Annotated in this window: 25 protein-coding genes; 8 read left to right on the top strand and 17 right to left on the bottom strand. The window is 32.6% G+C overall.

Annotated features, from left to right (window positions below; genetic code table 11):
* The first annotated feature begins 7 nt into the window (after positions 1-7).
* The 3 genes from ctaD to AAGD19_RS01605 all read left to right on the top strand — a co-directional run bounded on the left by ctaD (position 8) and on the right by AAGD19_RS01605 (position 2,833).
* Entirely contained in the window at positions 8-1,624 is a 1,617-nt protein-coding gene (gene ctaD, locus AAGD19_RS01610) for a cytochrome c oxidase subunit I (protein ID WP_341748055.1), read from the top strand.
* A gap of 218 nt (positions 1,625-1,842) precedes the next feature.
* Positions 1,843-2,061 (top strand): RDD family protein, encoded by a 219-nt coding sequence (locus tag AAGD19_RS07455; protein WP_410520820.1) that lies wholly within the window; start codon positions 1,843-1,845, stop codon positions 2,059-2,061.
* A 10-nt stretch (positions 2,062-2,071) separates the two neighbouring features.
* On the top strand, positions 2,072-2,833 hold the full coding sequence (locus tag AAGD19_RS01605) for a gamma-glutamyl-gamma-aminobutyrate hydrolase family protein (protein ID WP_341748417.1): 762 nt from the start codon (positions 2,072-2,074) through the stop codon (positions 2,831-2,833).
* Between the two features lie 264 nt (positions 2,834-3,097).
* Here AAGD19_RS01605 and dnaE read toward each other — a convergent pair whose 3' ends face one another.
* Positions 3,098-6,682, bottom strand: coding sequence for a DNA polymerase III subunit alpha (gene dnaE, locus AAGD19_RS01600; protein WP_410520819.1), 3,585 nt, complete (start codon positions 6,680-6,682; stop codon positions 3,098-3,100).
* Positions 6,672-7,976 (bottom strand): UDP-glucose dehydrogenase family protein, encoded by a 1,305-nt coding sequence (locus AAGD19_RS01595; RefSeq protein WP_410520827.1) that lies wholly within the window; start codon positions 7,974-7,976, stop codon positions 6,672-6,674. Before AAGD19_RS01595 ends, dnaE begins: the two co-directional genes overlap by 11 nt.
* A gap of 108 nt (positions 7,977-8,084) precedes the next feature.
* Here AAGD19_RS01595 and AAGD19_RS01590 point away from each other — a divergent pair, with 108 nt between their 5' ends.
* Positions 8,085-10,604, top strand: coding sequence for a DUF3971 domain-containing protein (locus AAGD19_RS01590; protein WP_341748053.1), 2,520 nt, complete (start codon positions 8,085-8,087; stop codon positions 10,602-10,604).
* Between the two features lie 66 nt (positions 10,605-10,670).
* Here the strand turns inward: AAGD19_RS01590 and AAGD19_RS01585 are convergent, their stop codons facing one another.
* Genes AAGD19_RS01585 through AAGD19_RS01575 form a run of 3 tightly spaced genes read right to left on the bottom strand, consistent with a single transcriptional unit; the run spans position 10,671 to position 12,236 of the window.
* Entirely contained in the window at positions 10,671-11,018 is a 348-nt protein-coding gene (locus AAGD19_RS01585; RefSeq protein WP_341748052.1) for a type II toxin-antitoxin system PemK/MazF family toxin, read from the bottom strand.
* Complete coding sequence (locus AAGD19_RS01580; RefSeq protein ID WP_341748051.1) at positions 10,999-11,211, bottom strand: hypothetical protein; 213 nt, start codon at positions 11,209-11,211, stop codon at positions 10,999-11,001. The genes AAGD19_RS01585 and AAGD19_RS01580 overlap by 20 nt, the downstream gene beginning before the upstream one ends.
* A 41-nt stretch (positions 11,212-11,252) precedes the next feature.
* Positions 11,253-12,236, bottom strand: coding sequence for a transposase (locus tag AAGD19_RS01575; protein WP_341747233.1), 984 nt, complete (start codon positions 12,234-12,236; stop codon positions 11,253-11,255).
* Between the two features lie 279 nt (positions 12,237-12,515).
* Between AAGD19_RS01575 and sdhC the strand changes: the two genes are divergently transcribed.
* Both sdhC and sdhD read left to right on the top strand, forming a co-directional pair.
* Positions 12,516-12,902: a succinate dehydrogenase, cytochrome b556 subunit gene (gene sdhC, locus AAGD19_RS01570; protein ID WP_341748050.1), complete on the top strand. Its 387-nt coding sequence runs from the start codon at positions 12,516-12,518 to the stop codon at positions 12,900-12,902.
* 273 nt (positions 12,903-13,175) lie between these two features.
* A complete protein-coding gene (gene sdhD, locus AAGD19_RS01565; RefSeq protein WP_341748049.1) occupies positions 13,176-13,583 on the top strand; it encodes a succinate dehydrogenase, hydrophobic membrane anchor protein in 408 nt (135 codons plus the stop codon).
* 436 nt (positions 13,584-14,019) lie between these two features.
* Here the strand turns inward: sdhD and AAGD19_RS01560 are convergent, their stop codons facing one another.
* Both AAGD19_RS01560 and AAGD19_RS01555 read right to left on the bottom strand, forming a co-directional pair.
* Positions 14,020-15,051, bottom strand: coding sequence for a transposase (locus AAGD19_RS01560; RefSeq protein WP_341748048.1), 1,032 nt, complete (start codon positions 15,049-15,051; stop codon positions 14,020-14,022).
* Between the two features lie 30 nt (positions 15,052-15,081).
* Positions 15,082-15,333 (bottom strand): hypothetical protein, encoded by a 252-nt coding sequence (locus AAGD19_RS01555; RefSeq protein WP_341748047.1) that lies wholly within the window; start codon positions 15,331-15,333, stop codon positions 15,082-15,084.
* Positions 15,334-15,450: 117 nt separating this feature from the next.
* Here AAGD19_RS01555 and AAGD19_RS01550 point away from each other — a divergent pair, with 117 nt between their 5' ends.
* Positions 15,451-16,434, top strand: coding sequence for a transposase (locus AAGD19_RS01550; protein ID WP_341747601.1), 984 nt, complete (start codon positions 15,451-15,453; stop codon positions 16,432-16,434).
* 934 nt (positions 16,435-17,368) lie between these two features.
* Here AAGD19_RS01550 and AAGD19_RS01545 read toward each other — a convergent pair.
* From AAGD19_RS01545 to AAGD19_RS01500, 10 genes are all read right to left on the bottom strand, one after another.
* Positions 17,369-17,620 (bottom strand): hypothetical protein, encoded by a 252-nt coding sequence (locus AAGD19_RS01545; protein WP_341748046.1) that lies wholly within the window; start codon positions 17,618-17,620, stop codon positions 17,369-17,371.
* A gap of 120 nt (positions 17,621-17,740) precedes the next feature.
* A complete protein-coding gene (locus tag AAGD19_RS01540; protein ID WP_341748045.1) occupies positions 17,741-18,235 on the bottom strand; it encodes an ATP F0F1 synthase subunit B in 495 nt (164 codons plus the stop codon).
* Entirely contained in the window at positions 18,235-18,714 is a 480-nt protein-coding gene (locus tag AAGD19_RS01535) for an ATP F0F1 synthase subunit B' (protein WP_341748044.1), read from the bottom strand. The genes AAGD19_RS01540 and AAGD19_RS01535 overlap by 1 nt, the downstream gene beginning before the upstream one ends.
* Before the next feature lie 6 nt (positions 18,715-18,720).
* Entirely contained in the window at positions 18,721-18,945 is a 225-nt protein-coding gene (locus tag AAGD19_RS01530) for a F0F1 ATP synthase subunit C (RefSeq protein ID WP_341748043.1), read from the bottom strand.
* 91 nt (positions 18,946-19,036) lie between these two features.
* The gene (locus AAGD19_RS01525) at positions 19,037-19,765 is read right to left on the bottom strand and encodes a F0F1 ATP synthase subunit A (RefSeq protein ID WP_341748042.1); all 729 of its coding nucleotides are present in this window, start codon (positions 19,763-19,765) and stop codon (positions 19,037-19,039) included.
* Entirely contained in the window at positions 19,755-20,039 is a 285-nt protein-coding gene (locus AAGD19_RS01520) for an AtpZ/AtpI family protein (RefSeq protein ID WP_341748041.1), read from the bottom strand. The genes AAGD19_RS01525 and AAGD19_RS01520 overlap by 11 nt, the downstream gene beginning before the upstream one ends.
* 212 nt (positions 20,040-20,251) lie before the next feature.
* On the bottom strand, positions 20,252-21,448 hold the full coding sequence (hemW, locus tag AAGD19_RS01515; protein WP_341748040.1) for a radical SAM family heme chaperone HemW: 1,197 nt from the start codon (positions 21,446-21,448) through the stop codon (positions 20,252-20,254).
* Between the two features lie 554 nt (positions 21,449-22,002).
* Positions 22,003-23,055, bottom strand: a complete 1,053-nt coding sequence (locus AAGD19_RS01510) for a hypothetical protein (protein ID WP_341748039.1) — start codon at positions 23,053-23,055, stop codon at positions 22,003-22,005.
* Between the two features lie 293 nt (positions 23,056-23,348).
* A complete protein-coding gene (locus tag AAGD19_RS01505) occupies positions 23,349-23,561 on the bottom strand; it encodes a hypothetical protein (RefSeq protein WP_341748038.1) in 213 nt (70 codons plus the stop codon).
* A 357-nt stretch (positions 23,562-23,918) separates the two neighbouring features.
* Positions 23,919-24,638, bottom strand: a complete 720-nt coding sequence (locus tag AAGD19_RS01500) for an LD-carboxypeptidase (protein ID WP_341748416.1) — start codon at positions 24,636-24,638, stop codon at positions 23,919-23,921.
* Positions 24,639-25,434: 796 nt separating this feature from the next.
* On the opposite strand from AAGD19_RS01500, the gene ctrA reads away from it, so the two are divergent.
* Entirely contained in the window at positions 25,435-26,196 is a 762-nt protein-coding gene (gene ctrA / locus AAGD19_RS01495) for a response regulator transcription factor CtrA (protein ID WP_341748037.1), read from the top strand.
* Positions 26,197-26,249: the final 53 nt, after the last annotated feature.

The following is a 26,249-nucleotide window of genomic DNA, read 5'->3' as shown; positions in this document are numbered from 1 at the left end:
AACCATTATGACACTTAAAGATAAAGCCTCTATTAGACCTCTTGCAGAAGTAATATCTGATCATCACGAAACCCCTAAGGGGTTACAAAGATGGATTTTTTCTACTAATCACAAAGATATTGGCGTAATGTATATTATATTCGCCATATTTGCTGGGCTTGTTGGTGGATTATTTTCTGTTATTTTTAGGTTAGAACTAGCAGTACCCGGCGGGCATCTACTAGGTGGTAATTATCAGCTATACAATGTATTAATTACCGCTCATGCTATAATTATGGTATTTTTCATGATTATGCCAGCTTTATTTGGCGGATTTGGTAATTACTTCATACCAATTTTAATAGGTGCCCCGGATGTGGCTTTTCCTAGGCTAAATAATATAAGTTTTTGGCTACTTGTCCCTGCTTTTATATTATTAATGCTGTCAGGTTTGGTTGATGGAGGAGCTGGTACTGGTTGGACACTGTATCCTCCTCTAAGTAGTCTAGTAGGGCATCCTGGGGCTGCTGTGGATATGGCTATTTTAAGCTTACATCTTACAGGGCTTTCCTCCATTCTTGGTTCAATTAATATGATTGTCACTATCTTTAATATGAGAACTGATGGTATGGGGTTATTTGAAATGCCCTTATTTGTTTGGTCAATTTTGGTTACTGCCTTCTTGCTGATACTAGCAATTCCTGTGTTAGGGGGTGCAATAACCATGTTACTGACTGATCGAAATTTTGGTACTACTTTTTTCAAGCCTGATGGTGGCGGAGATCCAGTGTTATTTCAGCATTTATTTTGGTTTTTTGGTCATCCAGAAGTATATATCGTAGTATTACCGGGATTTGGTATAGTCAGTCAGGTCATCTCTACTTTCTCCCGTAAGCCAATATTCGGTTATTTTGGTATGGTGGTAGCTATGGTAATTATAGGATTTGTTGGCTTTATAGTTTGGGCTCACCATATGTTTACTGTTGGTCTTTCGTACAATGCATTAATATATTTTACTGCTGGTACTATGATTATAGCTGTACCTACTGGTATCAAAATCTTTAGCTGGATTGCCACAATGTGGGGAGGATCAATTACTTTTGAAACCCCTATGTTGTTTTCCATAGGGTTTATCTTGCTATTTACTATTGGCGGAGTTACCGGCATAATATTATCAAATTCAGCAATCGACAGAATTTTACATGATACATATTATGTTGTAGCACATTTCCATTACACTATGTCGCTTGGGGCGTTATTTACTGCATTTGCTGGGTTCTATTATTGGTTTGGTAAAATGTCCGGGCGGCAGTATCCTGAGATGATGGGCAAAATTCATTTTTGGATTACCTTTATCGGCGTTAATTTGACATTTTTCCCTCAACATTTTCTAGGATTAGCTGGTATGCCAAGAAGAATACCGGATTATCCGGATGCGTTTGCCGGCTGGAATATGGTTTCATCTATCGGAGCTAGTATTTCATTTATTGCAGCTCTTTATTTTGTATTTATTGTTATTTATACTCTGAAATATGGGAAAAAATGCCCATATAATCCTTGGGGTGATGGGGCTGATACCCTTGAATGGTCAGTATCATCTCCACCACCATTTCATACTTTTGAAACATCACATAAAGGAAACTAATTTTATGAATGAATATATCTATTGTGGCTTTTGGCGAAGATCTATTGCTGTAGTTTTGGATCGAATTTTCTTAATTATTTTTCTTCTAATTTGTATTATTATGATACTACTAAGTAACCTTCCACTAGCCGACCGATACACTATCCGATTCTTTCATTTCGACATCAATAATACTATCATTAACAATATTATATGATCCAATATTTGAGTCATCTTCAATGCAAGCAACTCTTGGTTGCTATATTTTAGGTATGAAGATCATAAACGAGGATGGTACTCGAATAAGCTTTTTAAAATCGTTGATTAGATTTATTATATTAGCACTAATAAGTAGTACTGTAATATTGGGGATTATAAGTATTATCTGCATGATATGTACTAATGAGAAAAAGTTTCTACATGACATGATTTGTGGTACTCGCATGGTAAAGCGATAAGATTAGTATGATACAGAAAAAACCAGTAATAGGAATCACTCTAGATTTGGCTAATAATTCTGAAAAGTATGCCTATGCTCCTTTTCCTTGGTATGCAATTAGACAAAATTATGCAGATAGCGTGATAAAAGTTGGGGGAATCCCCTTAATGCTACCCTATCAATATGATACAATTGAAGTGATGCTGTCAATTATCGATGGGCTAATTATTCCCGGTGGCGATGAGGATATTCACCCTAAATTTTATAGCCAAGAATTCACTTGTGATAGAACAGCTACCAACGACCAACGTGATAATTTTGAGTTACTACTTACCCAAAAAGCTCTAGAAAAGAATATGCCATTCCTTGGAATATGTCGTGGTATGCAGATGTTAAATGTAGTATGTGGTGGCAACCTTATCCAGCATATACCTGATTACATAAAGTCACAAGCAGGAGTAGCTACGGTTATTAACCACGAGCAACCTGCCCCCAAACATACATTATCGCATTCTATAACGATAGAACCAAACACTATTCTTGCAAACTTATCGGGAAATAAGCAAACTTGTATGGTTAACTCGAGCCATCATCAAGCAGTAGGAAAAATAGGCAAGGGACTCCGAGTTGCAGCAACAGCACCGGACGGAATAATTGAAGCAATTGAGTCAATAAATCACAAATTTGTTATAGGAGTAGAATGGCATCCTGAATATTTAAACCCTAATGATTTAGATTTAAATTTATTTAAAGGATTAATCGAAGCTATAGCTAAACTGGAAAGGTTTTAGCCAAAGAACCGTCTATTAGCGAGGGAGACGATGAAATTGCCGATGTGGCGATCTCATGAAGTAATATCTGCCTTTGTTAGGTGACCTCTAGGTGATTTGAAGTACTACTTCACAAGATTGCCACGTTGCCGCTTCTTGCAGCTGCTTCTCGCAATGACGGTTTAAGCCTTACAATAGCACTTCGCTAATAGACGATTTTTTAACTTTCAACAGTTATGGGATGACATCGAGATTGTTAAAACGATCTCTTACATCGAATTCAGGTTAACTAGAACCTAGCATAAACCGATTTAAAAATTCAAAATCTTCAGTTTCTAGACATAAAATTTCTGGTAAATGGACTCGAGCAGTAAAGTTATTATTTATATACCCTTTGCCTTTCAAGTGTTGGCGTTGTGGCACGATGGGACTTCGCGTAGGAACAACGGTTTGACTACGCCTAGTCCGCTCACCACTCTTACACCTAGCCAACTCTTGAAATTCATCTTGTATACTTACCTTAAGCAGTAAAATTATTCTTGTATTACTACGTTCAGGGCTAATACGGTTTTTAAGCAAATCAACGATTTGACATAATTCATAATGATTTTGTGGATAGAGTTTTATCTCTAGTCGTTCTTCATTCATTATATCGTCAATAGTTGTGAAGCTTTTAGCGATTAACCTTGTTCCCCCAGCATCCTTAAACAAATCACAGTGTGCCACAACTAGACGTTGAATGTCAAGTAAGTGAACAAAAATTTTAAGTATTTCTTCACTATAAATAGTTAATTCGAAAATACCAAATTGATCGGATAGTTGTAAGGTTACAAACCTTCCACGAGATGACATACGTGAATCTTTTTTTTGTATTACCCCAGCTATCCTTATCTGCCTACTAGAAGTAGAACCACTATCATTTTGTAAGTCAAGTGATGTTGCAATATTAAGCCTAGCTAGCAAATCTTGATATCTTGATAATGGATGTAGCGTAATGAATAGTCCTAATACTTCAAATTCATAAGAAGAGACAGTATTATTATCAAGTGGTTCTGCTTCAATTAACACTTGTTGACTTGCAGAATTTACCTTAATCAGGCTAAATTGATCAGAAACTTTTTCTGCATGATAGGAAGAGGCGTAAGCTAAAAGTTTAGCGATGCTTAACAGTAACTGATTACGATTAGAATGTAACGTATCAAAACACCCGGCTTTAATAAGATTCTCTAATAATTTTCGATTAATAGATTTAAGCGATAGCCTTTCAATAAAATCTATAATATTTTTAAACTTACCATTTTTAATTCTTTCTTCTGCTAATATTTTGCCAAAAGTAGCTGTGACACTTTTGATAGCACCTAGGGCATAGATGATAAATGTCTTTCCTTCTTCATGAGTAGTACTAAAATAACCAGTGGAAAGATTGATATTAGGAGGAATAATAGTAATGTTGTTATTTCTAGCTTCTTGCATGAATAGATTGATTTTATCATGATTATTTAATTCAAGATTTAAACAAGCTACCAAAAATTCGGCTGGAAAATTTGCTTTCAGATAGGCGGTTTGATAAGATATTACACCATAAGCTGATGCGTGTGCTTTATTAAAACCATAGCTAGCAAATTTAGCCACTGTTATAAAAATAGACTCTGCTTGCTGGCGTGAAATATTGTTAGCTATCGCACCTTTAATAAAAGTTTCTTCTTGCTCTGCCATTTCAGATTTTATTTTTTTGCCCATGGCTTTACGAAGTAAATCTGCTCCACCTAAGCTATAGCCGGCAATTACTTTGGCAATTTCTAAGACCTGTTCCTGATATATAACAACTCCATAAGTTTCTTCTAAAATTGGTTTAAGCATCTCATGCAAGTAATCTGGTAGCTGCAAACCGTGCTTACAAGCAATATAAGTTGGGATATTATCCATAGGACCAGGGCGGTATAATGCTCCTAACGCTATTATATCTTGGATGGAGTCAGGTTTAAGACGTCTTAAAGTATCCTGCATTCCACTACTTTCAAACTGGAAAACACCGGTAGCTCTGCCACTACACAGCAGTTCATAAGTTTTTTGATCATCAAATAGCATATTAGTAAAATCAATATTTATGTCTTGCTGTTTTAATAATTCTAGACATTTAGTAATAACAGTCAGAGTTTGCAGACCTAAAAAATCAAATTTAATTAAACCAGCAATCTCAGCATATTTCATGGAATATTGTACTACCAACATATCCGAATTTAGGTCTTTATAAACTGGTAATATTTCTACTAAATCTTTGCCAGCTATAACGATTCCCGCTGCATGTGTAGAAGCATGCCTGTTAAGTCCCTCAAGCACTAAGGATGTATCCAATACTTGTTTTATTAGCTCCTCTTGACCATCTAAATTATATAGACCGCTGCCATGGGCGGCGTTGTTCAGCTCCTTTACTTCCTTTATAGCCTGATTTAATGTAACGGGAGTAACAGCATTAAATGGCACAAGCTCAGTTAGATATTCGGCATATTTATAAGGCAAGCCAAGAACTCGTGATACATCTTTGATAACAGCTTTTGCCTGCATCTTACCAAAAGTGATGATTTGACCAACTTTATTATCCCCGTATTTAGAACGTACATAATTAATAACTTCTTCTCGCCGTTCTTGACAAAAATCAATATCAAAATCTGGCATTGATATACGTTCAGGGTTTAAAAAACGCTCAAATAGTAGACCAAATTTAATAGGATCGAGATCAGTGATAAGAAGACTCCAAGCAACTATTGAACCCGCCCCAGAGCCTCTACCAGGTCCTACCATAATACCTTGCTCTTTACTCCATTTTATGAAGTCAGAGACTATAAGAAAATAGCCAGCAAAATCCATCCGACAAATAATATCTAGTTCGTAATTAAGACGAGTTAGATATTGTTGTTTAATATCTTGCTGTTTATCTATGGCAATATTTTCCCATTTAAATTTTGTATCAAGTCTTGATAGTAATCCTGCTGTGGAGTTTTGCTTAATTAGATCTATTTCATTAATATCTAGACTAGAGAAATTTGGTAACATTGGTGGATTAGCATGTGCCATAAAATGGCATCTTTGGGCTAAATGGACGGTATTTTGTACAGCATCAGGTAAATCACTAAAAAGTTCTAGCATTTCTTTTGGTGATTTAAAATAACAACCAGTACTAACCTTTTTACGACTCTCCTCTTCTTTACTAACACCAGCAGATATACATAATAATACATCATGTGCATCATGCATGTTAACATCGCTAAACAATACTTTGTTGGTAGCAATTAGTGGAATACCAAGGTCATCGGCTATTTTTATATAATTTGCTTCTATAGATTGTTCTATTGCTAAATTATGCCGCATAATCTCAAAATAGAAACGATTACCAAAAATGCTTTGTAGCTTAGTGGTCCAAAAAATGGCTAATTCTTCGTTCCCATCAATCAGGCTTTTACCAATTATCCCATCAGTATAAGCGGATAAGATAATAAGTCCTTCATGGTACTTAACCAAATCATCAAAAGTAATATGATTACAAATTTTGCGATCATTTTCAGTGAAACTAGCACTAACTGCTTTTAGTAAATTTTTGTAACCTACCTCATCTTTAGCAATCAGCACCATTTCACCAAAATTATCTTTAGTAAAAGCAACGTTTACAATTGCCCCATTTATAGGTTGTACCCCTGCCCTGCAGCTACTTAAATCGAACTCTAGTGAGCCAAATAAGTTACCCTTATCTGCTAAACAAATCGCTGGCATTTTGTGTAATTGTGCCAGCTCTACTATACGATCAATTGTTAAGGCACTCTCAAGAAATGAATATGAGCTTTGTACTCTTAAGTGAATAAAATCAAACTTCATATTGTGTACCAATAAGATAATATTTAAACCCAAGAGATTTTAGCATATCTCCGTCAAGAATGTGCCTGAAATCAATAATTATAGGAGATCTAACTTGATGGCGAATAAGCGACCAATCTAAATCTTTAAACTCCGACCATTCGGTTGCCACTACAATTATATCACTATTTTGACAAGCACTAAGTGCTGAATCGGCAAAAAATATATTTTTTAGCTCTTTTTTAGCATTATCCATACCTATTGGATCGAAGGCTATAATATTAGCTCCTTTATCAACTAGAATTTTGATGATTTTAATAGCAGGGCTGCTTCTAATATCATCTGTACCAGCCTTAAAAGTAAGACCCAATACGGTAATATTTTTATTAGTCAAATTATCATTTATGATATAATCAATCCTATCCGCCATATCATAGCCCCTCTGATCATTACTACTTATAACAGAATTAACTATTTGTAAGTTACATTGATAATGCCCAGCTATTTGTGAAAGTGCTAAGAGATCCTTAGGAAAACATGAACCACCAAATCCAGGTCCAGCATTTAAACATTCTTTACCTATTCTCTTGTCGAGTCCCATAGCAATCGATAGTTCTTTGATATTTGCCCCAGTTCTCTCACATAAATTTGCCATTTCATTAATAAAAGCAATCTTTGTTGCTAAGAAAGCGTTTGAGGCATATTTGGTAAGTTCTGCCGTAACCAAATCAGTACATATAAGAGATATATTCTTTGTAGTCAAAGGCAGGTAGATCTTTTTTAATAAATCTTCTGCGTGTTTATTATTTGTGCCAATTAATATTCTATCAGGGTTTAAAAAGTCATCTACAGCAGTACCTTCTCTAAGAAATTCAGGATTTGAGGCAACAGGAAATTTAAGATTTCTTTTTTTTAAATAATCAATAATTTGGTTACATGTTGTTGGAGGTACAGTTGATTTAATAACAATCAAACAATCATCGTTGATCCATTCACATAAATTATCGATAGCAGTAAAAATATATTGTAAATCTGCCTCCCCTGAAGGTAGTGGTGGTGTTCCTACTGTAATAAATACCGCTTGGGCATTTCTTAATTCAGCCGAGTAGTTGGCTGTAAACTTCAACTTACTAGACTTTACTAATGGCGGTAGGTACTGAGCTAATTTTGGTTCATAAATTGGTAAAATATTTTTTTTAAGCTGATCGATTTTAGAAATATCGGTATCTAAGCAAGTAACGTCGTGTCCTAAGTAACTCATCATTACGCCAGATACTAATCCAACGTAACCAGTGCCTATAAAATGAAGTCTAATATTCATAAATAATTTTCAAATTTTTTTCAGTATATACTTAGTGCAACAAGTTTGTTGTGCTATATTGTTGCAAAGTATATATTAACTGATCAAGTACTAAATAACAAGATGATGCTCATTAAAAGATTTTTTATTAACCTAAGCATAATAGTTTGCACAATTGTAGTAATTTTAACTTTATTAATATTAAGTAGTAGTAAAGGATATTTAGATAAGCCAATTAAGAAGATAATAGAATTTTACCTTGATAAAAAAGCTATGAAAATACGGATAGGTAACTTACAAGTAAGAAATAATATTCTATCAATCGATAAAATCTTTATGGATTTAGCAAATAACGCCCAAGGTGAAATTACTAATTTCAAAATCAGTTTTATTATTGATGATATAATAACCAAGCCTTTAATTCTTAGTACTATTGACATAGATAGTTTTTCCTTAATCTCTAAAGATGATCAATTAGTAATAAATGCCAAAATATCTGCTATATCCATTGTGGATTTTTTTAAAAATAAGATTGAAACACAGTTAAACTTAGGTCCTATAAAAAATATTTCTTTGCTTGATAGTTATGGTGAAAAATTACCTGATGGTGAAGGATTTTGTTCCTATAGCAGTAAAATTTCTAGAGCTTCTAAGAAATCGATCAATTGCAAACTAGAGTTTGGTGATAAAGCCTATCTATTATTCAATAGTGTATTGGATGGTAGCATAATTCAAGCAAGTGGTAATGCTCAGAATATTCCTATAATGATTTATCAAATTGTTGAGAAAATTATTCCTGAAAATAAAGTAATTTTATTTCTACAGGAATATATGAAAGGTGGTTATATTAGAAATGGAGAATTTGATTTTAATTTTGATAAAAATTCTTTAGAAAAGAATATTTCCTTAGAAACTGCATTGAAGGCTAAGCTGCATGTTGTAGATCTTGAATATCAATATGATAAAGACTATCCCCCTTTACGAAAAATTGATACTGATGTTACTATATCTGGGCTATCTGTTAAGTTCATATTAAATCAAGCATATAGTAGTAATAGTCTTATTTCAGGTGGGGTAATAACTTTTGATTGGCAAGGGATGGATAAATCAAATTTTATTGTTAATGCTGATGCTAAGGGGAGTGTTAACGATTTAATTGATTTTATGTCAAATGACGATTGTAATAAAGTAAAACAACAAGGAATTGACCTTAGAAAGATCACAGGAATCGCTGATTCAAAAATTGGCATAATAATACCGATCAGTCCAACTATAAAAAATACTTATGACATCTCTACGATAATAACTGGAGTGAATGGTAAAGCATTTAGTGACAATATTATATTAAAAAATGCCAAAATAACTGGAACATTTAATGGCGATAAGGTAAATTTGATCGGTATAGGTAAAATTAATGGCTATGACAGTAATTTACTTATCGATGTTAATGTCACTGATAATAACCAAGATGATTATCAGAATTTATTAAAAGTAAAAACTACCATTATGGGTAATAACCAAAAGGTTGGTATATTAAAGTTAATCTCAGGTAGTAGTGTCCTAGATTTTGAATATAAAGAGCAAAAAGATGGGAAAAGCTTAATTAAAGCCAATACTAACCTCAAAAACTTAGAATTTTATATTGATAAAATATCTATACATAAAAAACTTGGTAGTGAAGCTAACTTTACTTTAACTGGCAAGTTATATAATAACCTAAATGGTGATATTGATTTTAATCTTTCGGGAGAAAATAACTTAAAAATAGTTGGTAAGGTTAAAGTAGCAGAAGATAAGTATGATGTTACTTTACCTGTGATGAAGTATAATACGACTGATCTAGTAGGAAAATTGCTTTTAGGTAAAGATAGCTTGAATGCTCAGATTCATGGGAAACAACTAGATTTGTCTGAATCTAATATGATGCAATTCTTAGAGAAAGAAGGAGATCCAAAAAATATTCATTTAACAGTTGATGTAGATAGGGTAAGGTTAAAAAATAATATAATGCTTGATAAGCTTAATTTACAAATTGATTGTAATAAAATCAAATGTTTTTCTGGTTCTTTAAATTCAAAAATTGGTACTAAATCTTTTAAAATGCTACTTACAGATAAAAAAGATCTAGAACAATGGATAGTTACCTGTGATAATGCTGGAGCTTTATTTAGAGGTATTGGTATGTATAATAAAATGAAATCTGGTATTATAAATCTGACACTTGATACAAAAAGATATGATGCTAGAAAGGGAGAAGTGATACCAATCGTAGATGGAACATTTGATATCAAGCACTTTGTTACTACCGATGTGCCTTTTCTTACTAGAATGGTATCGGTTGTTTCTTTCCCAGGTTTTATGAGTTTTATATTAAATAATAAGGATATCATGTTTAGGAACATGACAGGTAGATTTAGTTATATAGGTAATACCATAAATATTGCTGATACATCAGCTACCGGACCATTTTTTGATTTTACAATGCAAGGTACAATTGATACTAATAAACATCAAATGAAGCTTAAAGGTAATGTAATACCTTCTTTCTTTTTTGCAAGTAACGTTATCACTAAAGTACCAATAATTGGTAAAATATTTTCAAAGGTTGTGCCTTACTCTATGGAGATGAAGTATAAGGAGTAATAGTCCCTATGTCATCAACCCGAGCAGAGATGATACTGATAACTTGTTATATCAAACCTAGGTTACTTAAGTCAAACTTAAAGTAACTTTAATAGCTTTTTCAATATTAATAATCTCAGTTTTATTCAACTGTTCTATAAACTCTCCCAATCTAGATTTATCTATGGTTCTAATTTGATCAGTTAACGCTTTTGCAGTTTTGTTGTTAACTGTAACTCTTACTTCAAAAGGAAAAATATTATTAATATTTGAGGTAATGGGGATAATTATTACTCTACTAGATATTTTATTCTGAATATTATTAGATATAACTATTGCAGGTCTTGTTTTTTGAATTTCAGTTCCAATTGTTGGATCAAGATTTACCCAATAAATATTGCCTCGTATTATTTCTTTATTTTTTACTAATGTCATCTATTGCATCCCACTCTTTTAGCAAATTTTGACGTTCATTATCTTGCTCTGCATCTTTATATGCCAAAGTAAGTTCCAGTTCCTTTTTTTCTAATTCTTTAGCAATAGCATTGCTTACAAAGTTACTAATTTTTTTAGAAGGAATCATATATTTTAATTTATCATATAAGGTCTCGTTTAAACTAATACTCATCGTTCTCATAAAATTAACTTCATTATTGTATAATACAAAACTTACGCTATGTAAGGTTCTAAATAGCGTAAAGAGGGTGAACGTAACTGCTGTTGCATATAATGATCTAAAAGCCCTAACTTTATTTGATAAACCGTCTTACCTATTTTGTGTGCAGTTCTTTTTAGAAAAGCCCACACTAAAAATGCACAACTAATGTGATTACGCTGGATGCGTTGTTTTCTGCATTGGCATCGTTCTATACCGGTAAGTTGCTTGATTTCTCTATGCATGCTCTCAATTACCCAACGAAAGCCACACTCATCTTGTACGGCTTTAGAAGATTTTTGAGTTTTGTTATTGGTAACAATATAATCAACTCTGTTGGTAGAAACAGTAAGTTTAAACAAATTAACATGCTTATCTTTTGCAAAGCCCTTTATATGAATCTCCACTCCGCTCTTAATTTCCTCATCTGAAAACGTTAACTTGCTAACAGCTTTATAAGGCTTAGAAGAGGAAGTTTTAGTAACGTTTCTATTTGCTTTAATAGGAGCATAATAATATTTACCCAAGGAATCAACATGTTGCATAATTTTATGCGTAGCATACCATGTGTCAAAAAGCACAGTTTGAAAAGGAATCTTTTTGCTATACACAGCATTATTTAACATATTTAATAGGTGTTCTACTTTTGTCGCTCCATCATGTTCGGGCGAAAAAATTCGGTAATCTATTACCCAAAACTTATTAATATCCGGATTATAATATACCAAACTTACTACTCCTATACCAGTAGTAATACCACCTGTAGCCCCACTGTACTGTGATCTAGCAATTTCTATTTTCTTGGTATTTCTTTTATTTAACACCGTATCATCAAATATTGTATATCCGTTAGGCGATAAAATAACATCATCCTTAATATGTTCCCATAACAAAGAAGGTGTATATTTTTCATTTTTTAAAAATCTATTAATAACATCATGGCTACATTTTTTGGCATGTTCAGCATAGTAGGTCAAACTATAATTCTTTTGACTCACTATTAGAAATTGACAGTAATCTGTCCTATTAACTGGTATTGCTTGCAATTTTATCCTCTTGGCATTTGTAAATTATACTCAACATAATGTACCATTTTTTTTCTCATAGCGTAAGTTTTGAATAGTTATTGTACAATACAATACAATACAATACAATATGAAAACTTGAGTATTTTCTAACTAGCGTTTATACTGTTGCTATTTAGAGTTATAGGGGCTTCATCCTGAATTTGTTTTAGGATATAGATTACACCTATAGATAATTTATGACAGAAACTTATGACAAAAACAAAGCAGGAAATTTATAATAGTAGACCTACTTCTCCTCATTTGACGATATATAAAAAGCAGATAAGCTCCGTTTTGTCTATTTTGCATCGTATAACGGGGATAGGCTTATTTTTTGGACTATCAATATTGTCGTGGTGCTTTATTTTATTAGCTTTTAGTAAATTTGATCCTGAATATTTACAGTGCTTTAAATGTAATTTACTTAGAATACCTCTAATATTCATAAGTTTTGCATGGTTTTATCATTTATGTAATGGGGTGCGTCACTTAATTTGGGATAGTGGGCATTGTTTTTCAATAAGGGCTATTAACTTCACAGGTTGGTTTGTGGTAGTAGCTTCGATATTGATGATGTTAGTTTTTTGGTTGTTATAGCTAACCAGAACAGGTTGTTAATATTGTTTATAAATTTCTAAATGTCTATTAGTGATTCACCTTACGTATAGCATTTAAAAATTGCAGAAAAGTACAAGACGTCATTGCGAAACCACGTAGTGGTTGAAGCAATCCATAAAGTAATTAGAAATGGATTGCTTCGTCGTGCTTACGCACTCCTCGCAATGACGCTAGGTTGTTTTTCCTATGACTTTTAAATTGCCATGGGTGTTATACGTAAGGTGAAATAATAATTTAACTTAAGGCCTCTATATGAATAATAATTTAAGGACAGAGTTGGCAAAAGCTAAAGGGGTTGGTTCGGCAAAAAGTGGTTCGAGTCACTGGTTGCATCAAAGAATAACAGCTATTATTTTAGCAATTTGTTCTATTTGGCTAATATTTTTTATTAAATATGCTACTAGAGAGGGTTTTACTCATTTTGTTAGTACTTTACAAAGACCTTACAATATTGTCCCTTTAGGAATACTGCTTATTACCGCTTTCTATCATTCAATGCTTGGTATGCGTGTGGTAATTGAAGATTATATTAGTTGTATTAAGCTCCGCACAGGGTTAATTATATTACTTAAAATATTTTGCATTATAACGATTGCCTTCTTAGTGGTAGCATTATTTTATGTTATAGTAACCTCAACCTCAGCTCGATATAAGAATTAATAATTCTTATATCGATACTTGCTTTGTTATAAGGAAAAATGCACTCTTGAAGCGGTTCTACGAGTGCATTTTAACAATCAGGTGGGCAGCCGCTTCAAACCTGATTGTTTCTATATATAACACTGAATTCGATGTAACAAGTTACATCGAATTCAGGTTATAGTAATCTGATGAGTCAACAAAAATAATCTTATGCAAACCACATTACCTGAACGTTCATTAGTTATTAAAGAAAGATTAGACACGATTGTCCAAGAAATTTTAGCTGCTGGCAAATCAAAAATAGCAATGATAGTTTTATTTGGCTCATATGCTAGAGGGGATTGGGTACAAGACGTGTACACAGAGAATCATATTACCTATGTTTATCAGAGCGATATAGATCTGTTACTGGTCTTAAAGAAAGGAAAATATGCTGGATATAAAGCTACAAAACTTACGCTATGTAAGGTTCTAAATAGCGTAAAGAGGGTGAACGTAACTGCTGTTGCATATAATGATCTAAAAGCCCTAACTTTATTTGATAAACCGTCTTACCTATTTTGTGTGCAGTTCTTTTTAGAAAAGCCCACACTAAAAATGCACAACTAATGTGATTACGCTGGATGCGTTGTTTTCTGCATTGGCATCGTTCTATACCGGTAAGTTGCTTGATTTCTCTATGCATGCTCTCAATTACCCAACGAAAGCCACACTCATCTTGTACGGCTTTAGAAGATTTTTGAGTTTTGTTATTGGTAACAATATAATCAACTCTGTTGGTAGAAACAGTAAGTTTAAACAAATTAACATGCTTATCTTTTGCAAAGCCCTTTATATGAATCTCCACTCCGCTCTTAATTTCCTCATCTGAAAACGTTAACTTGCTAACAGCTTTATAAGGCTTAGAAGAGGAAGTTTTAGTAACGTTTCTATTTGCTTTAATAGGAGCATAATAATATTTACCCAAGGAATCAACATGTTGCATAATTTTATGCGTAGCATACCATGTGTCAAAAAGCACAGTTTGAAAAGGAATCTTTTTGCTATACACAGCATTATTTAACATATTTAATAGGTGTTCTACTTTTGTCGCTCCATCATGTTCGGGCGAAAAAATTCGGTAATCTATTACCCAAAACTTATTAATATCCGGATTATAATATACCAAACTTACTACTCCTATACCAGTAGTAATACCACCTGTAGCCCCACTGTACTGTGATCTAGCAATTTCTATTTTCTTGGTATTTCTTTTATTTAACACCGTATCATCAAATATTGTATATCCGTTAGGCGATAAAATAACATCATCCTTAATATGTTCCCATAACAAAGAAGGTGTATATTTTTCATTTTTTAAAAATCTATTAATAACATCATGGCTACATTTTTTGGCATGTTCAGCATAGTAGGTCAAACTATAATTCTTTTGACTCACTATTAGAAATTGACAGTAATCTGTCCTATTAACTGGTATTGCTTGCAATTTTATCCTCTTGGCATTTGTAAATTATACTCAACATAATGTACCATTTTTTTTCTCATAGCGTAAGTTTTGATTGGTAACAATATAATCAACTTTGTTGGTAGAAACAGTAAGTTTAAACAAATTAACATGCTTATCTTTTGCAAAGCCCTTTATATGAATCTCCACTCCGCTCTTAATTTCCTCATCTGAAAACGTTAACTTGCTAACAGCTTTATAAGGCTTAGAAGAGGAAGTTTTAGTAACGTTTCTATTTGCTTTAATAGGAGCATAATAATACAAAACTTACGCTATGAGAAAAAAAATGGTACATTATGTTGAGTATAATTTACAAATGCCAAGAGGATAAAATTGCAAGCAATACCAGTTAATAGGACAGATTACTGTCAATTTCTAATAGTGAGTCAAAAGAATTATAGTTTGACCTACTATGCTGAACATGCCAAAAAATGTAGCCATGATGTTATTAATAGATTTTTAAAAAATGAAAAATATACACCTTCTTTGTTATGGGAACATATTAAGGATGATGTTATTTTATCGCCTAACGGATATACAATATTTGATGATACGGTGTTAAATAAAAGAAATACCAAGAAAATAGAAGTTGCTAGATCACAGTACAGTGGGGCTACAGGTGGTATTACTACTGGTATAGGAGTAGTAAGTTTGGTATATTATAATCCGGATATTAATAAGTTTTGGGTAATAGATTACCGAATTTTTTCGCCCGAACATGATGGAGCGACAAAAGTAGAACACCTATTAAATATGTTAAATAATGCTGTGTATAGCAAAAAGATTCCTTTTCAAACTGTGCTTTTTGACACATGGTATGCTACGCATAAAATTATGCAACATGTTGATTCCTTGGGTAAATATTATTATGCTCCTATTAAAGCAAATAGAAACGTTACTAAAACTTCCTCTTCTAAGCCTTATAAAGCTGTTAGCAAGTTAACGTTTTCAGATGAGGAAATTAAGAGCGGAGTGGAGATTCATATAAAGGGCTTTGCAAAAGATAAGCATGTTAATTTGTTTAAACTTACTGTTTCTACCAACAGAGTTGATTATATTGTTACCAATAACAAAACTCAAAAATCTTCTAAAGCCGTACAAGATGAGTGTGGCTTTCGTTGGGTAATTGAGAGCATGCATAGAGAAATCAAGCAACTTACCGGTATAGAACGATGCCAATGCAGAAAACAACGCATCCAGCGTAATCACATTAGTTGTGCATTTTTAGTGTGGGCTTTTCTAAAAAGAACTGCACACAAAATAGGTAAGACGGTTTATCAAATAAAGTTAGGGCTTTTAGATCATTATATGCAACAGCAGTTACGTTCACCCTCTTTACGCTATTTAGAACCTTACATAGCGTAAGTTTTGTAATATAAATGAAACCAAAAGAAGTAATAACGTACATCAAAGCACGAGATACAGAAAATATCACGCTAACACAGGTAAAACGTTTAAATACAGGAAAGCTTTTATAAAAAATTGGAGCAGCAGAGGTATGACAGTACTTAAATAAAATAATGACTATCTGAATGAGAAATAGCTCAAACGGAAAATTAAGATTATTTAGCCAATATGGACAAAATAAAATAACAATAGAATATATAATAAGTATAATTTTTGCGGTTAATAATGGATATACTCTGTAACTTACATAAGATAATATTGATAAGATTAAGAACTCTAATACAAAGACAATAAAATTATGATGAATAACCTCAGTTGATGTATAACCAAAATCAGTCTTGAGAATAGTACCACAATGCAGATAGATAAAATAAAAACATACCGGTGTAGAACACTCTAATAAAAGGAACGCTATTATTGTTTTTTTATTAACGACTGGATCATTATATAATGCTTTTATATCAATATTAGCTTTCTCATATTTATTTTTTAGTATAAGTTTTGCATTAGCAAATTCAGGTGTTTCCCGCAATGTTGTTTTAGCAGCAAAACCAATCAATGCCACTATTGCACCTATCCAAAATGCTAGACGCCAGTTAAAACCATAGGAAGTAACAAGTGAGGCAATTCCTAAAGCACCCATACTTCCTAAGGCAGCAGATAGCCCTACCAATGTCACACTTACATACTGGATTGGTGGGTTAATTGTTTCGGTTAAATAAAGTCCTGCCCCTACTATCTCCCCCATAGATGTCATGCCTTGAACAAATACGGCAAATTGTTATTATCCAAGTAGCAGCTACTCCTATTTGAGCATAGGTAGGAAGATTAGCCATGACAAAACATGATACAGCCATCATAAAAGTTGTAATTATAACAGTAGATTTGCGTCCTATATTATCACCCAACCAAATATTAAGGCACCAACCGGCCGAAAAACAAAGGTAGTACAAAAGGCAAAAGACATCATTAAAGAAGTGAAGTGAGAATCAGCAGGTTCAAAAAACAACTCATTAAGAAACGCTGCCATATGAACATATAACATCAAGTCAAAATATTCTAAAAATGTACCAATTGAAAGTAAGCCCACTGCTTCTTTCTGTTCTCTAGTTAAACTTCTCTGTTCATGCGGATACTTTATCATTTATTTTTCTCCTTTAATGTTAAAATGAGCTTATATATTCTGCTACTTTAAAGAATTGGAGTTTATAGTTATTATGCAAATTCAGGATAAGAATTAACTAATTCTTATCCTGAATTGGGTTTATTGTATAAATTTTTCAGATACTGGATTTTCCATGAGTCTCTTAGCTATCTCACTATCTGATATGGAATCGTTTTTTGTAGATCGCATATAGATAGTTACTAATTCTACCATTTTATCACAAAACTCAGATTGTAGCATTTGAGAAGCTTCTAGCTTTTGTCTATTCATTAAATCTATAGTCTCAAGTTTTTTGCTTTCTAGAAACTTATCAATTTCTTCGTTTTGCTGCTTAATTATATTATTGGCAGTTTCTTTGCCATCTTTGATCATTTTTTCTCTTAAAACTTCAATCTGTTGTATTTGGGCTGTAGCATCTTCAAATAACAACGTCATATCTTCGTTAAGTTTTTGGGCTTCTAAAACTTGGTCTTTGATGACCATAATTTTGTCATCTAACGATTTTAAAATTATATTTTTTATTGGTCTATAGACTAAATACACAAAAATTAGGAAACAGACGGCTAGCCAAAATTTTTCGTCAAACAATTGCATTATTTTATCTTTTTGTAAGATTCTTTTAATAACTCTAAATCAACTTCTTGATTAGTAATTTTTTGAATTAACAATTTTGCTAAATCGATGCATGAGTCATTTTCATTAATCCAAAATAATTTATTAGTTGTTTCTATATCATGACGATTATTGGCAATTTGTGCTTTCAACTCATTATGGAGTTGAATTTTTTTTGATAGAAGAGATGCTTCCATTGCATCCCTAGCTTCTTTTTTAATATTTTCCACTATATTTGATATCTCTGCTAGTGTATTTGCATATTGCTTATGCAAGTCATCAGCTTTTTCCCCAAGACTTTCTGCACTAGCAATATTGCTATCTATATAAGCTTGCCTATTCTCAAGAATCTTTTCAGTTAGCGGTGCAATGAACTTATGAACTAGAAGGTATAAGATACTAAAAACAACTACCAGCCAAAAGATTTGCGAACAATAAAAGGTAACATCAAATTGAGGCATAGTTACTTAGGAAAATATCAACAAAATTGCAATTACGAACGAGAATAAGCCCATAGCTTCCGTAAGTCCAGCTCCAATGAATGCCATTCTTTGTAATTGATCAGTAGCTGAAGGATTACGGGCAATTGAAGATAGCAATGCACTGAATATACTACCTACACCAATGGCCGCACCTGACATACCAATAGCCATTAATCCTACACCAATAAATTTTAGAGACGTTCCGTCCATATGTAAACTCCTAAATATAAAAAATTCTAGGTTCTTGCATATTACTGCATTTTTATCTATAAGACCATAAAAATGAAGTCATACGCAGAACCTAATGTGAATTTACAGCATCATTCAAGTATACACAAGAAAGAATTGTAAATATATAAGCTTGAAGTATTGCTATAAAAATTTCAAATCCAATAAGGATCACAATTAGTGGAATTGGCAAAAATTTAAAGAAAATCATTAATGAAACTATAAATCCTGCCATCACCTTTAGTAATATATGTCCTGCTACCATATTAGCAGCTAACCTTAAAGATAAACTTATAGGTCTTGCTAGATAGGCAAATAATTCTATCAAAATCATAAGCGGAGCTAGCCAAGATGGCGTACCTTTAGGCAAAAATATTGATAAAAAATGTATACCGTGATTAATAAAACCGATAATTGTAACCATAAAAAATATCATAATTGCTAAGGCAAATGTTACTATAATATGGCTAGTAACAGTGAATCCGTAAGGAAGCATGCCGAGCAAGTTACATAACAAAATAAACATAAACAAAGTAAAAATGAACGGTATAAACTTACGTCCCTTTTCTCCAACATTTTGATTGAGCATCACTGTAATTATATCATAAATTATTTCAGCACTAAGCTGTAATCTAGATGGTATAATTTTTTCGCCTTTTAAGGCTAAATAAAAATAGGAAAGACCTACAACTTCAGCAAGCAACATAAACAAACTAGAGTTAGTAAAACTAATATCGAAACCAAATAAATTAATTTCTACTAGTTTCTTTATTGCAAATTGATCTAAGGGACTATGGGACATTATTTATTTTTTGCCAAATTATTTTAAAACCTGCAAGCATACCTATCAACAAAAATATTATAATACAAAATGGTTTAGAATTAAACAATTTATCTAATGTAAAACCAACAATAAACCCCAGCATCACACTAGAAAACAAATCTAACGCTATAGCCAACGCATCAATTTCTTTTTTTGGATTAAGTTTAGGGTGAAAATGATTATTTGTTCGATTATTTGTTTTAAGTTTCTTAATCCTTTTTTGTATCTTATCTAACTCTTTTTGTTCCAACATATACATTAATACAAAGAAGTCTATTTAAACCTCAATTTCGGATTAATGAAATTAACCCGAAATTGGAATGAGAATGTAAACAATCAGGCTTAAAGCGGTTTGACACCTGACTGTTAAATATTTCATTTACTAATAATAGATTAAAATGCATTCGTAGAATCGCTTCAAGAATGTATTTTTCTGATATTCTAGCCAGTTTTGGATTAAAATTTTTAATCCAAAACTGAGGTTTTAAATAACCTTGGCACTATATAGCTATGTAACATTAGACCTTTGTTTGTAAGATTAATATGATCTTTATCACCTAATCCCTCATCCCACCTAAGTAAACCTAGCTTTTTATAGTATGTTGCCTTTTCCATATCTAAAATCTCAAATAATTGTTTACCAATTCTTTTCTGTATACTATCAATAGTTAAACCCTTTTCAAGACGTAGTCCCATCATCAACATTTCTGCAATTATTTCTTGCATAGAAAGTTTATTAATCTGCTGAATACCACATCCTAAACTGTCAACAGCTTGTAACCATTTTTCTGGTTTATGCCACATCATAATACTATATAGATTAGATGTAAAATTACTATCACACATGTTAACCCTGCTGTGGCTACCCGGACCTACACCTAAATAGTTGTCATATTGCCAATATGTTAAGTTATGTTTACATTCATGACCTAATATAGCATAATTTGATATTTCATATCTAAGATATCCTTGGGACTTTAAATAGCAGTTAGTCCACTCATAATGGTCAGCTGCTTGATCTGAGTTTGGTATAGTCAGATTTCCCTCGTTAAACAATTTATAAAATAACGTACCCTTTTCGATTACTAGTTGATACAGTGAGATATGACCTGAGGCAAGTTTCATGGCATTGGTAAGTTCATCTTGCCAACTTTCTAGAGTTTGGTTACTTCTTGCATAAATTAAGTCAAAAGATATTCTAGGGAAAAGATGGCGAGCTGTCTCAATAGCTTTGATTGCTTGCCCTACATCATGTTGTCGTCCTAAACTCTTTAAGTCATCTTCCACTAGAGACTGGACGCCAATTGACACACGGTTTATTCCAGCTGATCTAAAGTCCCTAAATTTTTCAGTCTCAAATGAAGTGGGATTTGCTTCTAAAGTAATTTCTGTCTGCTCATCTATTGTTGCTAGATTTGCTATTTTTTTAATTATTCCTTCAACAACAAATGGCTTCATTAAAGATGGAGTTCCACCTCCAAAGAAAATAGATTTTATATATTTATGACCTATAATATCCTTGAAATGATCAAGCTCTAGTTCATAACATTTCAACCATGTATCATGATCTACTTTATCTACAACATGAGAATTAAAATCACAATACGGACATTTTGACAAACAAAATGGCCAGTGTATATATATTGATAAAGGATTTTTCATGTTTATGCTTAGTTGAAAATTACTTCAGCTCATCTTTTACTATCACTACTTCCAAACCCTTTATTTAGATATATTACCATACGTAAACAATAGTAGCATGTTAGCATCGATATGTTCTTTGAGAGGTGGATAGGTGATCAGATCATAAGATTGTACATCTACTTTAACCGGTAAGTTACTGTCATTACTTCACCATTCTTAATCAAATTAGCGGCAATAGCTACCTTAAGTACGGTATCTAGGGTAATGGTTGATAGTATCACCCCCTTATATTCTAGGTAGTCTTTAAGTAACCTGAATTCAATGTAACAAGTTACATCGAATTCAGTGTTATATATAGAAACAATCAGGTTTGAAGCGGCTGCCCACCTGATTGTTTCTATATATAACACTCCATTCAATATGTGATTTTAATTATTATCATCATTGGATTCAAAACAAAATAGCAGAAATTGGTAAATTATCTGAGGCCATTTCCATGTTCTTTGTCACCTAATTCAATTTGATGTACCATATTTCATAACTATTTTATTAAACGATCGACATATTCGATATTATGGTAGATATTCATCAAATAGATCTTGTATTCCTGATAGACTTACTTCAAAAATATCAGGCAGAGGTGGAACAAATCCAACATTATCACGAGTTTGAAATTGTAAAATTTTAATAGGCCGTTTTGGTGATATGCCTTCTTCTCTTTGGTATTCAACCGCGTCTTTCCATTTTTCTGCTACTAATGCCGCAAACTCTGAATGTATTGTTGCAACATCTTGTTTACATTCAAAGCCTACACCTTCGACTTTTATGCTGTATCCCTTGTTGCTCAATTTATAGTCTTTTAATACTTTATTGACCTCTCGTTGTGTTGCAATAGTTTGTCGCTCAATATATGGATTATTAGTTTCAAATAGAATGACAAACTCTTTTTTATCTCCATACTGACCATTAATAATATTCTCAACTAACTTTCTTGCAGCGTCACGGGCTGTACTAGTAGTGTTAGGCCTTTGGTATTGTTCTGCTAATGTATCGACTATAGTAATGGTTTTACTATCATTTAATAGATAAGTAGTAAGTAAATCTTGGGACATTAAAGTTTCTGTTAATTTTCGACTTTCTCCTTCTGCATAATTAGGATACACTCTACCAGGAAAATATCCTGGGGGACATTCCTCTTTTGTCTTATATTGGATAAATGGAGATGATTCGTTCAATCTGATACCATGTCGTGCAGCTAAGCCTTTTATATATTCCTTACCTTCTGTCACACGAGCTAGATCCTCTCCTATAGGCAGAGAAACATCCAATGTATCTAAGTCAGTTTTTGCTTTATAAGCTTCAATCAACTTATCACGTACTGTAGGCGTAATTCCATCAATATTAGCCCATAATTCTCGTGCTCCTGTTAATATTGCTGTTTCTCCGTTCACTTTAATATTACATTTTGATAATATATTATGGTAATCTATTATCCGAGCCATTACGCCTATACGAGATGCCCCGGCAATCCAAGCACTGTCATATTCCTGATGTTCTGGAGTTTCGCGATCAATTAGACGTAGTACTTTAGCACCAGCTAAATATTCTTTCTCATACTTTTTCATCCAGTCTTGGGAAGATAGCTCATTACGTTCCTGGCCAGGTTTACGACCAAAAGCATTCTGAGAAATATAGAAAAGGAAATCCATGATATCTTGTTCATCTAATCCTGTTCCTTTTCCAAGGTTTTTACGTAATATTTTAGCATTAAATCTGCTAGGATCACTTTGATCAGCTTTAGATTTTTTTATTGCAGGATATATCTGTTTAAAAGTTATTACAGGATCCTTTACTCCTAGACGATTAATATCCTGCCATAGCTTTTCCGGATGAAAATATCCTACGATTTGAAGTTGCTTTAATAAGGTTGCTTTAATAAGGCTTCTTGATGTTCTGTTGCACTTATATCTTGACCTGCTTTTTTATAACCTGTAAAACCCAATTTAGTTGCAGCTAATTCGAAATGAGATGGTTTTGTAGACTTTGTATATCCATCATAAGTAAAATAAGTAGTAGGAAACAAAACCCCGACAACAGCAGGTATTAGCTTGTAAAAAGTATGTTTTGCCATATTTACCCTTTTGGTTAGAATTTATATTAATTTCTTAAGTTAAAGTATCTCACTTGTCAAACGTATTTTTAGGGCAGTTTAAAAAACCCAACTTTAACCTATGTCTATAATTGTTAAAATTTTCTCTAGTTTCAGTAATTTTGAAGGAAAAATGCATTATTAAAGTGGCTAACGCGAATGCATTTTAAACCTTTCTAAAGCTAAAAACATGATTTTGAAAGATTAAAATCATGTTTTTAGCAAAATATTAATTTAACAATCAGATGCAGAGCCGTCTCAAATCTGATTGTTTCGATAATTTCACCGAATTTGGGATAAGAATTGACAAATTCTTATCCTGAATTCGCGTAAGTTCTATTAAATAAACGGATTAGTGATTAATAATTTATTTTGACTAATAACAGCTGATGTACCTAATGGCAGTGGTAAATTTCGTGCTATATGTCCTATATCTTTTATAAAGAAGGCGGGTACTTGTGAATTTTCTACTGCAATTTGAATTGCCGTTTGTGTAAGATCTCTACCATCTTGTTCCTCTCCGTTTGTAAATTCACCGAAAAGAATTGCTTGGCTTTTTTCTAGAATTCCCACTTGTTTTAATTGTTCTAATCTTGCAAATATTCTATAACCTCTTTCTCCTACATCTTCAAAAATTAATATTTTATTGGTAGAATTAAGTTGCCAGTTTGTACCAAGAGAATATTGCACCATAGATAAATTACCACCAAGGATTTGTCCTAAAATTGAATCTCTATTCGTTAAATTTTTTGCTATTGCATTTATAGGATAAAGATCATAAGTAAAATTTTTAGTATTACCTAAAAGAGCATTGATTATATCAATGTGGTCTTGAGCATTTACGCCTCGCACTATTCTGTCTAAAACTGTAGCGTGTAAAGATGACCACCCTATTATTTGGTTAAAATATAAGTGTAACGCAGTAATATCGCTAAAGCCTACTAATATTTTATATTTATTGAACATATGAGGTTTCAAAAAAGGAATTAATTCCATAGAACCATATCCTCCTCTATAAGCCCATATAACATTTGAATCTAGATTTTGTAGAGCTGAAATAAAGCTTTGTAGTCTTACTTCTAATGTTGAGGCACTAAATAACCCGAGTTGCCAATTAATTTATAAGAGCAGAGCTAGGTTTTATGAACATTTGAAGTTAATTTGTAACATTAAAACACTTAATAAAAACTATATTTTTTAGAAATATGTTTGTATTAAAAATGTTTTAGTATCGAGCCTCACATGAAACCAGCGTTAAATATAGCTTTTGCCAGTATAATTAATTGGCAACTCGGGTTATATAATAGCATAATACCTCGAAGACTTTTAATGTTTACGATTGTAAGCGGGAGTGCAAAGGCATCCCAATCAACTATTCAAATGTCTCGGGGATTTGGGCTAGAGTACCAGGATCTATACGATCTTAAAACCAATTGCTTCACGGTCGCTCACGCCTGCACAGCGATAGTCATTATAAATCATTATTTACATTGACTTTAATATCTATTATATCATACTTTTTACTTACAATTGCTTCGTCGTTGCAAAGCAGCTCTTCGCTAATAGGTGCTAGGCTGTTTTTCCTATGACTTTTAAATTGCCATGGGGGTTATGTGTAAGGTAAGTTAACCATAAAATTATCGAAACAATCAGATGCAGAGCTGTCTCAAATCTGATTGTTTCGATAATTTCACTGAATTTGGGATAAGAATTTGTCAATTCTTATCCCAAATTCGCGTTACTTGGATATTATTTTGATAAAATTACTTGCTCTTATAGAGATAAAATGAGAACATAGATGTGTAATAAAGAATAATAAATTAATAATTATAGAAAAGTTAATGGGAGAAATATCATGAGGGTACTGTTAGTAGAAGATAATAGTGATATAGCTAGTTCTATTGAATTAACGTTAGCTTCAGAAGGAATTATTTGTGAGGTGGTGGAGTTTGGTACAGAAGGAATAGAAATAGCTAAAATTTATAATTATGATTTAATTATTTTAGACCTGATGCTGCCAGATATTAGTGGGTTCGAAGTCCTACTGAGATTACGTTCTGCTAAAGTAAAAACACCTATACTGATTTTATCAGGTATTACTACAGTTGATCAAAAAATTAAAGGACTTACGTGTGGGGCAGATGATTATATCACAAAACCATTTAACCGCGAAGAGTTAATTGCTCGTATTTATGCAATTGTTCGTCGTTCTAAAGGACATTCTGAGTCAGTTGTTAGGTTTGACAAGGTAAGTATTCATCTTGATACTAGAATTGTAGAAGTTGATGGAACAAGGGTTCATTTAACGAATAAGGAATATGCTATTTTAGAATTATTAGTCTTACGTAAGGGAACAGTACTGAATAAGGAGATGTTCTTAGACCATCTTTATAGTAGTGTTGATGAGCCGGAAATTAAAATTATAGACGTATTTGTATGCAAATTACGTAAGAAATTAGCTGATGCTGCTGGTGGTACAAATTATATTGATACAGTATGGGGGCGTGGCTATATGTTGAAAGAATATGATGAACAAGAATCACTATTGCATCATTTTCAAGGAGAAGTTATTGAACCATCTCTAGAATCAGAGGTAGAAGATAACAAAGAGTCGTGATATAAATAAAGGATTATGATTTTGATTCTATCGTCTATCAACTCTTCATTTAC

The sequence above is a fragment of the Candidatus Tisiphia endosymbiont of Dascillus cervinus genome (assembly GCF_964026405.1).
Lineage (GTDB): Bacteria > Pseudomonadota > Alphaproteobacteria > Rickettsiales > Rickettsiaceae > Tisiphia.
This window is presented reverse-complemented; position numbering and strand designations above follow the sequence as displayed.

Excerpts from the sequence above, each read along its gene's own strand:
- ctaD (WP_341748055.1), top strand. The coding sequence starts at position 8 with ATGACACTTAAAGATAAAGCCTCTATTAGACCTCTTGCAGAAGTAATA.
- AAGD19_RS07455 (WP_410520820.1), top strand. The coding sequence starts at position 1,843 with ATGCAAGCAACTCTTGGTTGCTATATTTTAGGTATGAAGATCATAAAC.
- dnaE (WP_410520819.1), bottom strand. The coding sequence starts at position 6,682 with ATGAAGTTTGATTTTATTCACTTAAGAGTACAAAGCTCATATTCATTT.
- AAGD19_RS01590 (WP_341748053.1), top strand. The coding sequence starts at position 8,085 with ATGATGCTCATTAAAAGATTTTTTATTAACCTAAGCATAATAGTTTGC.
- AAGD19_RS01585 (WP_341748052.1), bottom strand. The coding sequence starts at position 11,018 with ATGACATTAGTAAAAAATAAAGAAATAATACGAGGCAATATTTATTGG.
- AAGD19_RS01580 (WP_341748051.1), bottom strand. The coding sequence starts at position 11,211 with ATGAGTATTAGTTTAAACGAGACCTTATATGATAAATTAAAATATATG.
- sdhC (WP_341748050.1), top strand. The coding sequence starts at position 12,516 with ATGACAAAAACAAAGCAGGAAATTTATAATAGTAGACCTACTTCTCCT.
- sdhD (WP_341748049.1), top strand. The coding sequence starts at position 13,176 with ATGAATAATAATTTAAGGACAGAGTTGGCAAAAGCTAAAGGGGTTGGT.
- AAGD19_RS01545 (WP_341748046.1), bottom strand. The coding sequence starts at position 17,620 with ATGATAAAGTATCCGCATGAACAGAGAAGTTTAACTAGAGAACAGAAA.
- AAGD19_RS01540 (WP_341748045.1), bottom strand. The coding sequence starts at position 18,235 with ATGCAATTGTTTGACGAAAAATTTTGGCTAGCCGTCTGTTTCCTAATT.
- AAGD19_RS01535 (WP_341748044.1), bottom strand. The coding sequence starts at position 18,714 with ATGCCTCAATTTGATGTTACCTTTTATTGTTCGCAAATCTTTTGGCTG.
- AAGD19_RS01530 (WP_341748043.1), bottom strand. The coding sequence starts at position 18,945 with ATGGACGGAACGTCTCTAAAATTTATTGGTGTAGGATTAATGGCTATT.
- AAGD19_RS01525 (WP_341748042.1), bottom strand. The coding sequence starts at position 19,765 with ATGTCCCATAGTCCCTTAGATCAATTTGCAATAAAGAAACTAGTAGAA.
- AAGD19_RS01520 (WP_341748041.1), bottom strand. The coding sequence starts at position 20,039 with ATGTTGGAACAAAAAGAGTTAGATAAGATACAAAAAAGGATTAAGAAA.
- hemW (WP_341748040.1), bottom strand. The coding sequence starts at position 21,448 with ATGAAAAATCCTTTATCAATATATATACACTGGCCATTTTGTTTGTCA.
- AAGD19_RS01510 (WP_341748039.1), bottom strand. The coding sequence starts at position 23,055 with ATGAAAAAGTATGAGAAAGAATATTTAGCTGGTGCTAAAGTACTACGT.
- AAGD19_RS01505 (WP_341748038.1), bottom strand. The coding sequence starts at position 23,561 with ATGGCAAAACATACTTTTTACAAGCTAATACCTGCTGTTGTCGGGGTT.
- ctrA (WP_341748037.1), top strand. The coding sequence starts at position 25,435 with ATGAGGGTACTGTTAGTAGAAGATAATAGTGATATAGCTAGTTCTATT.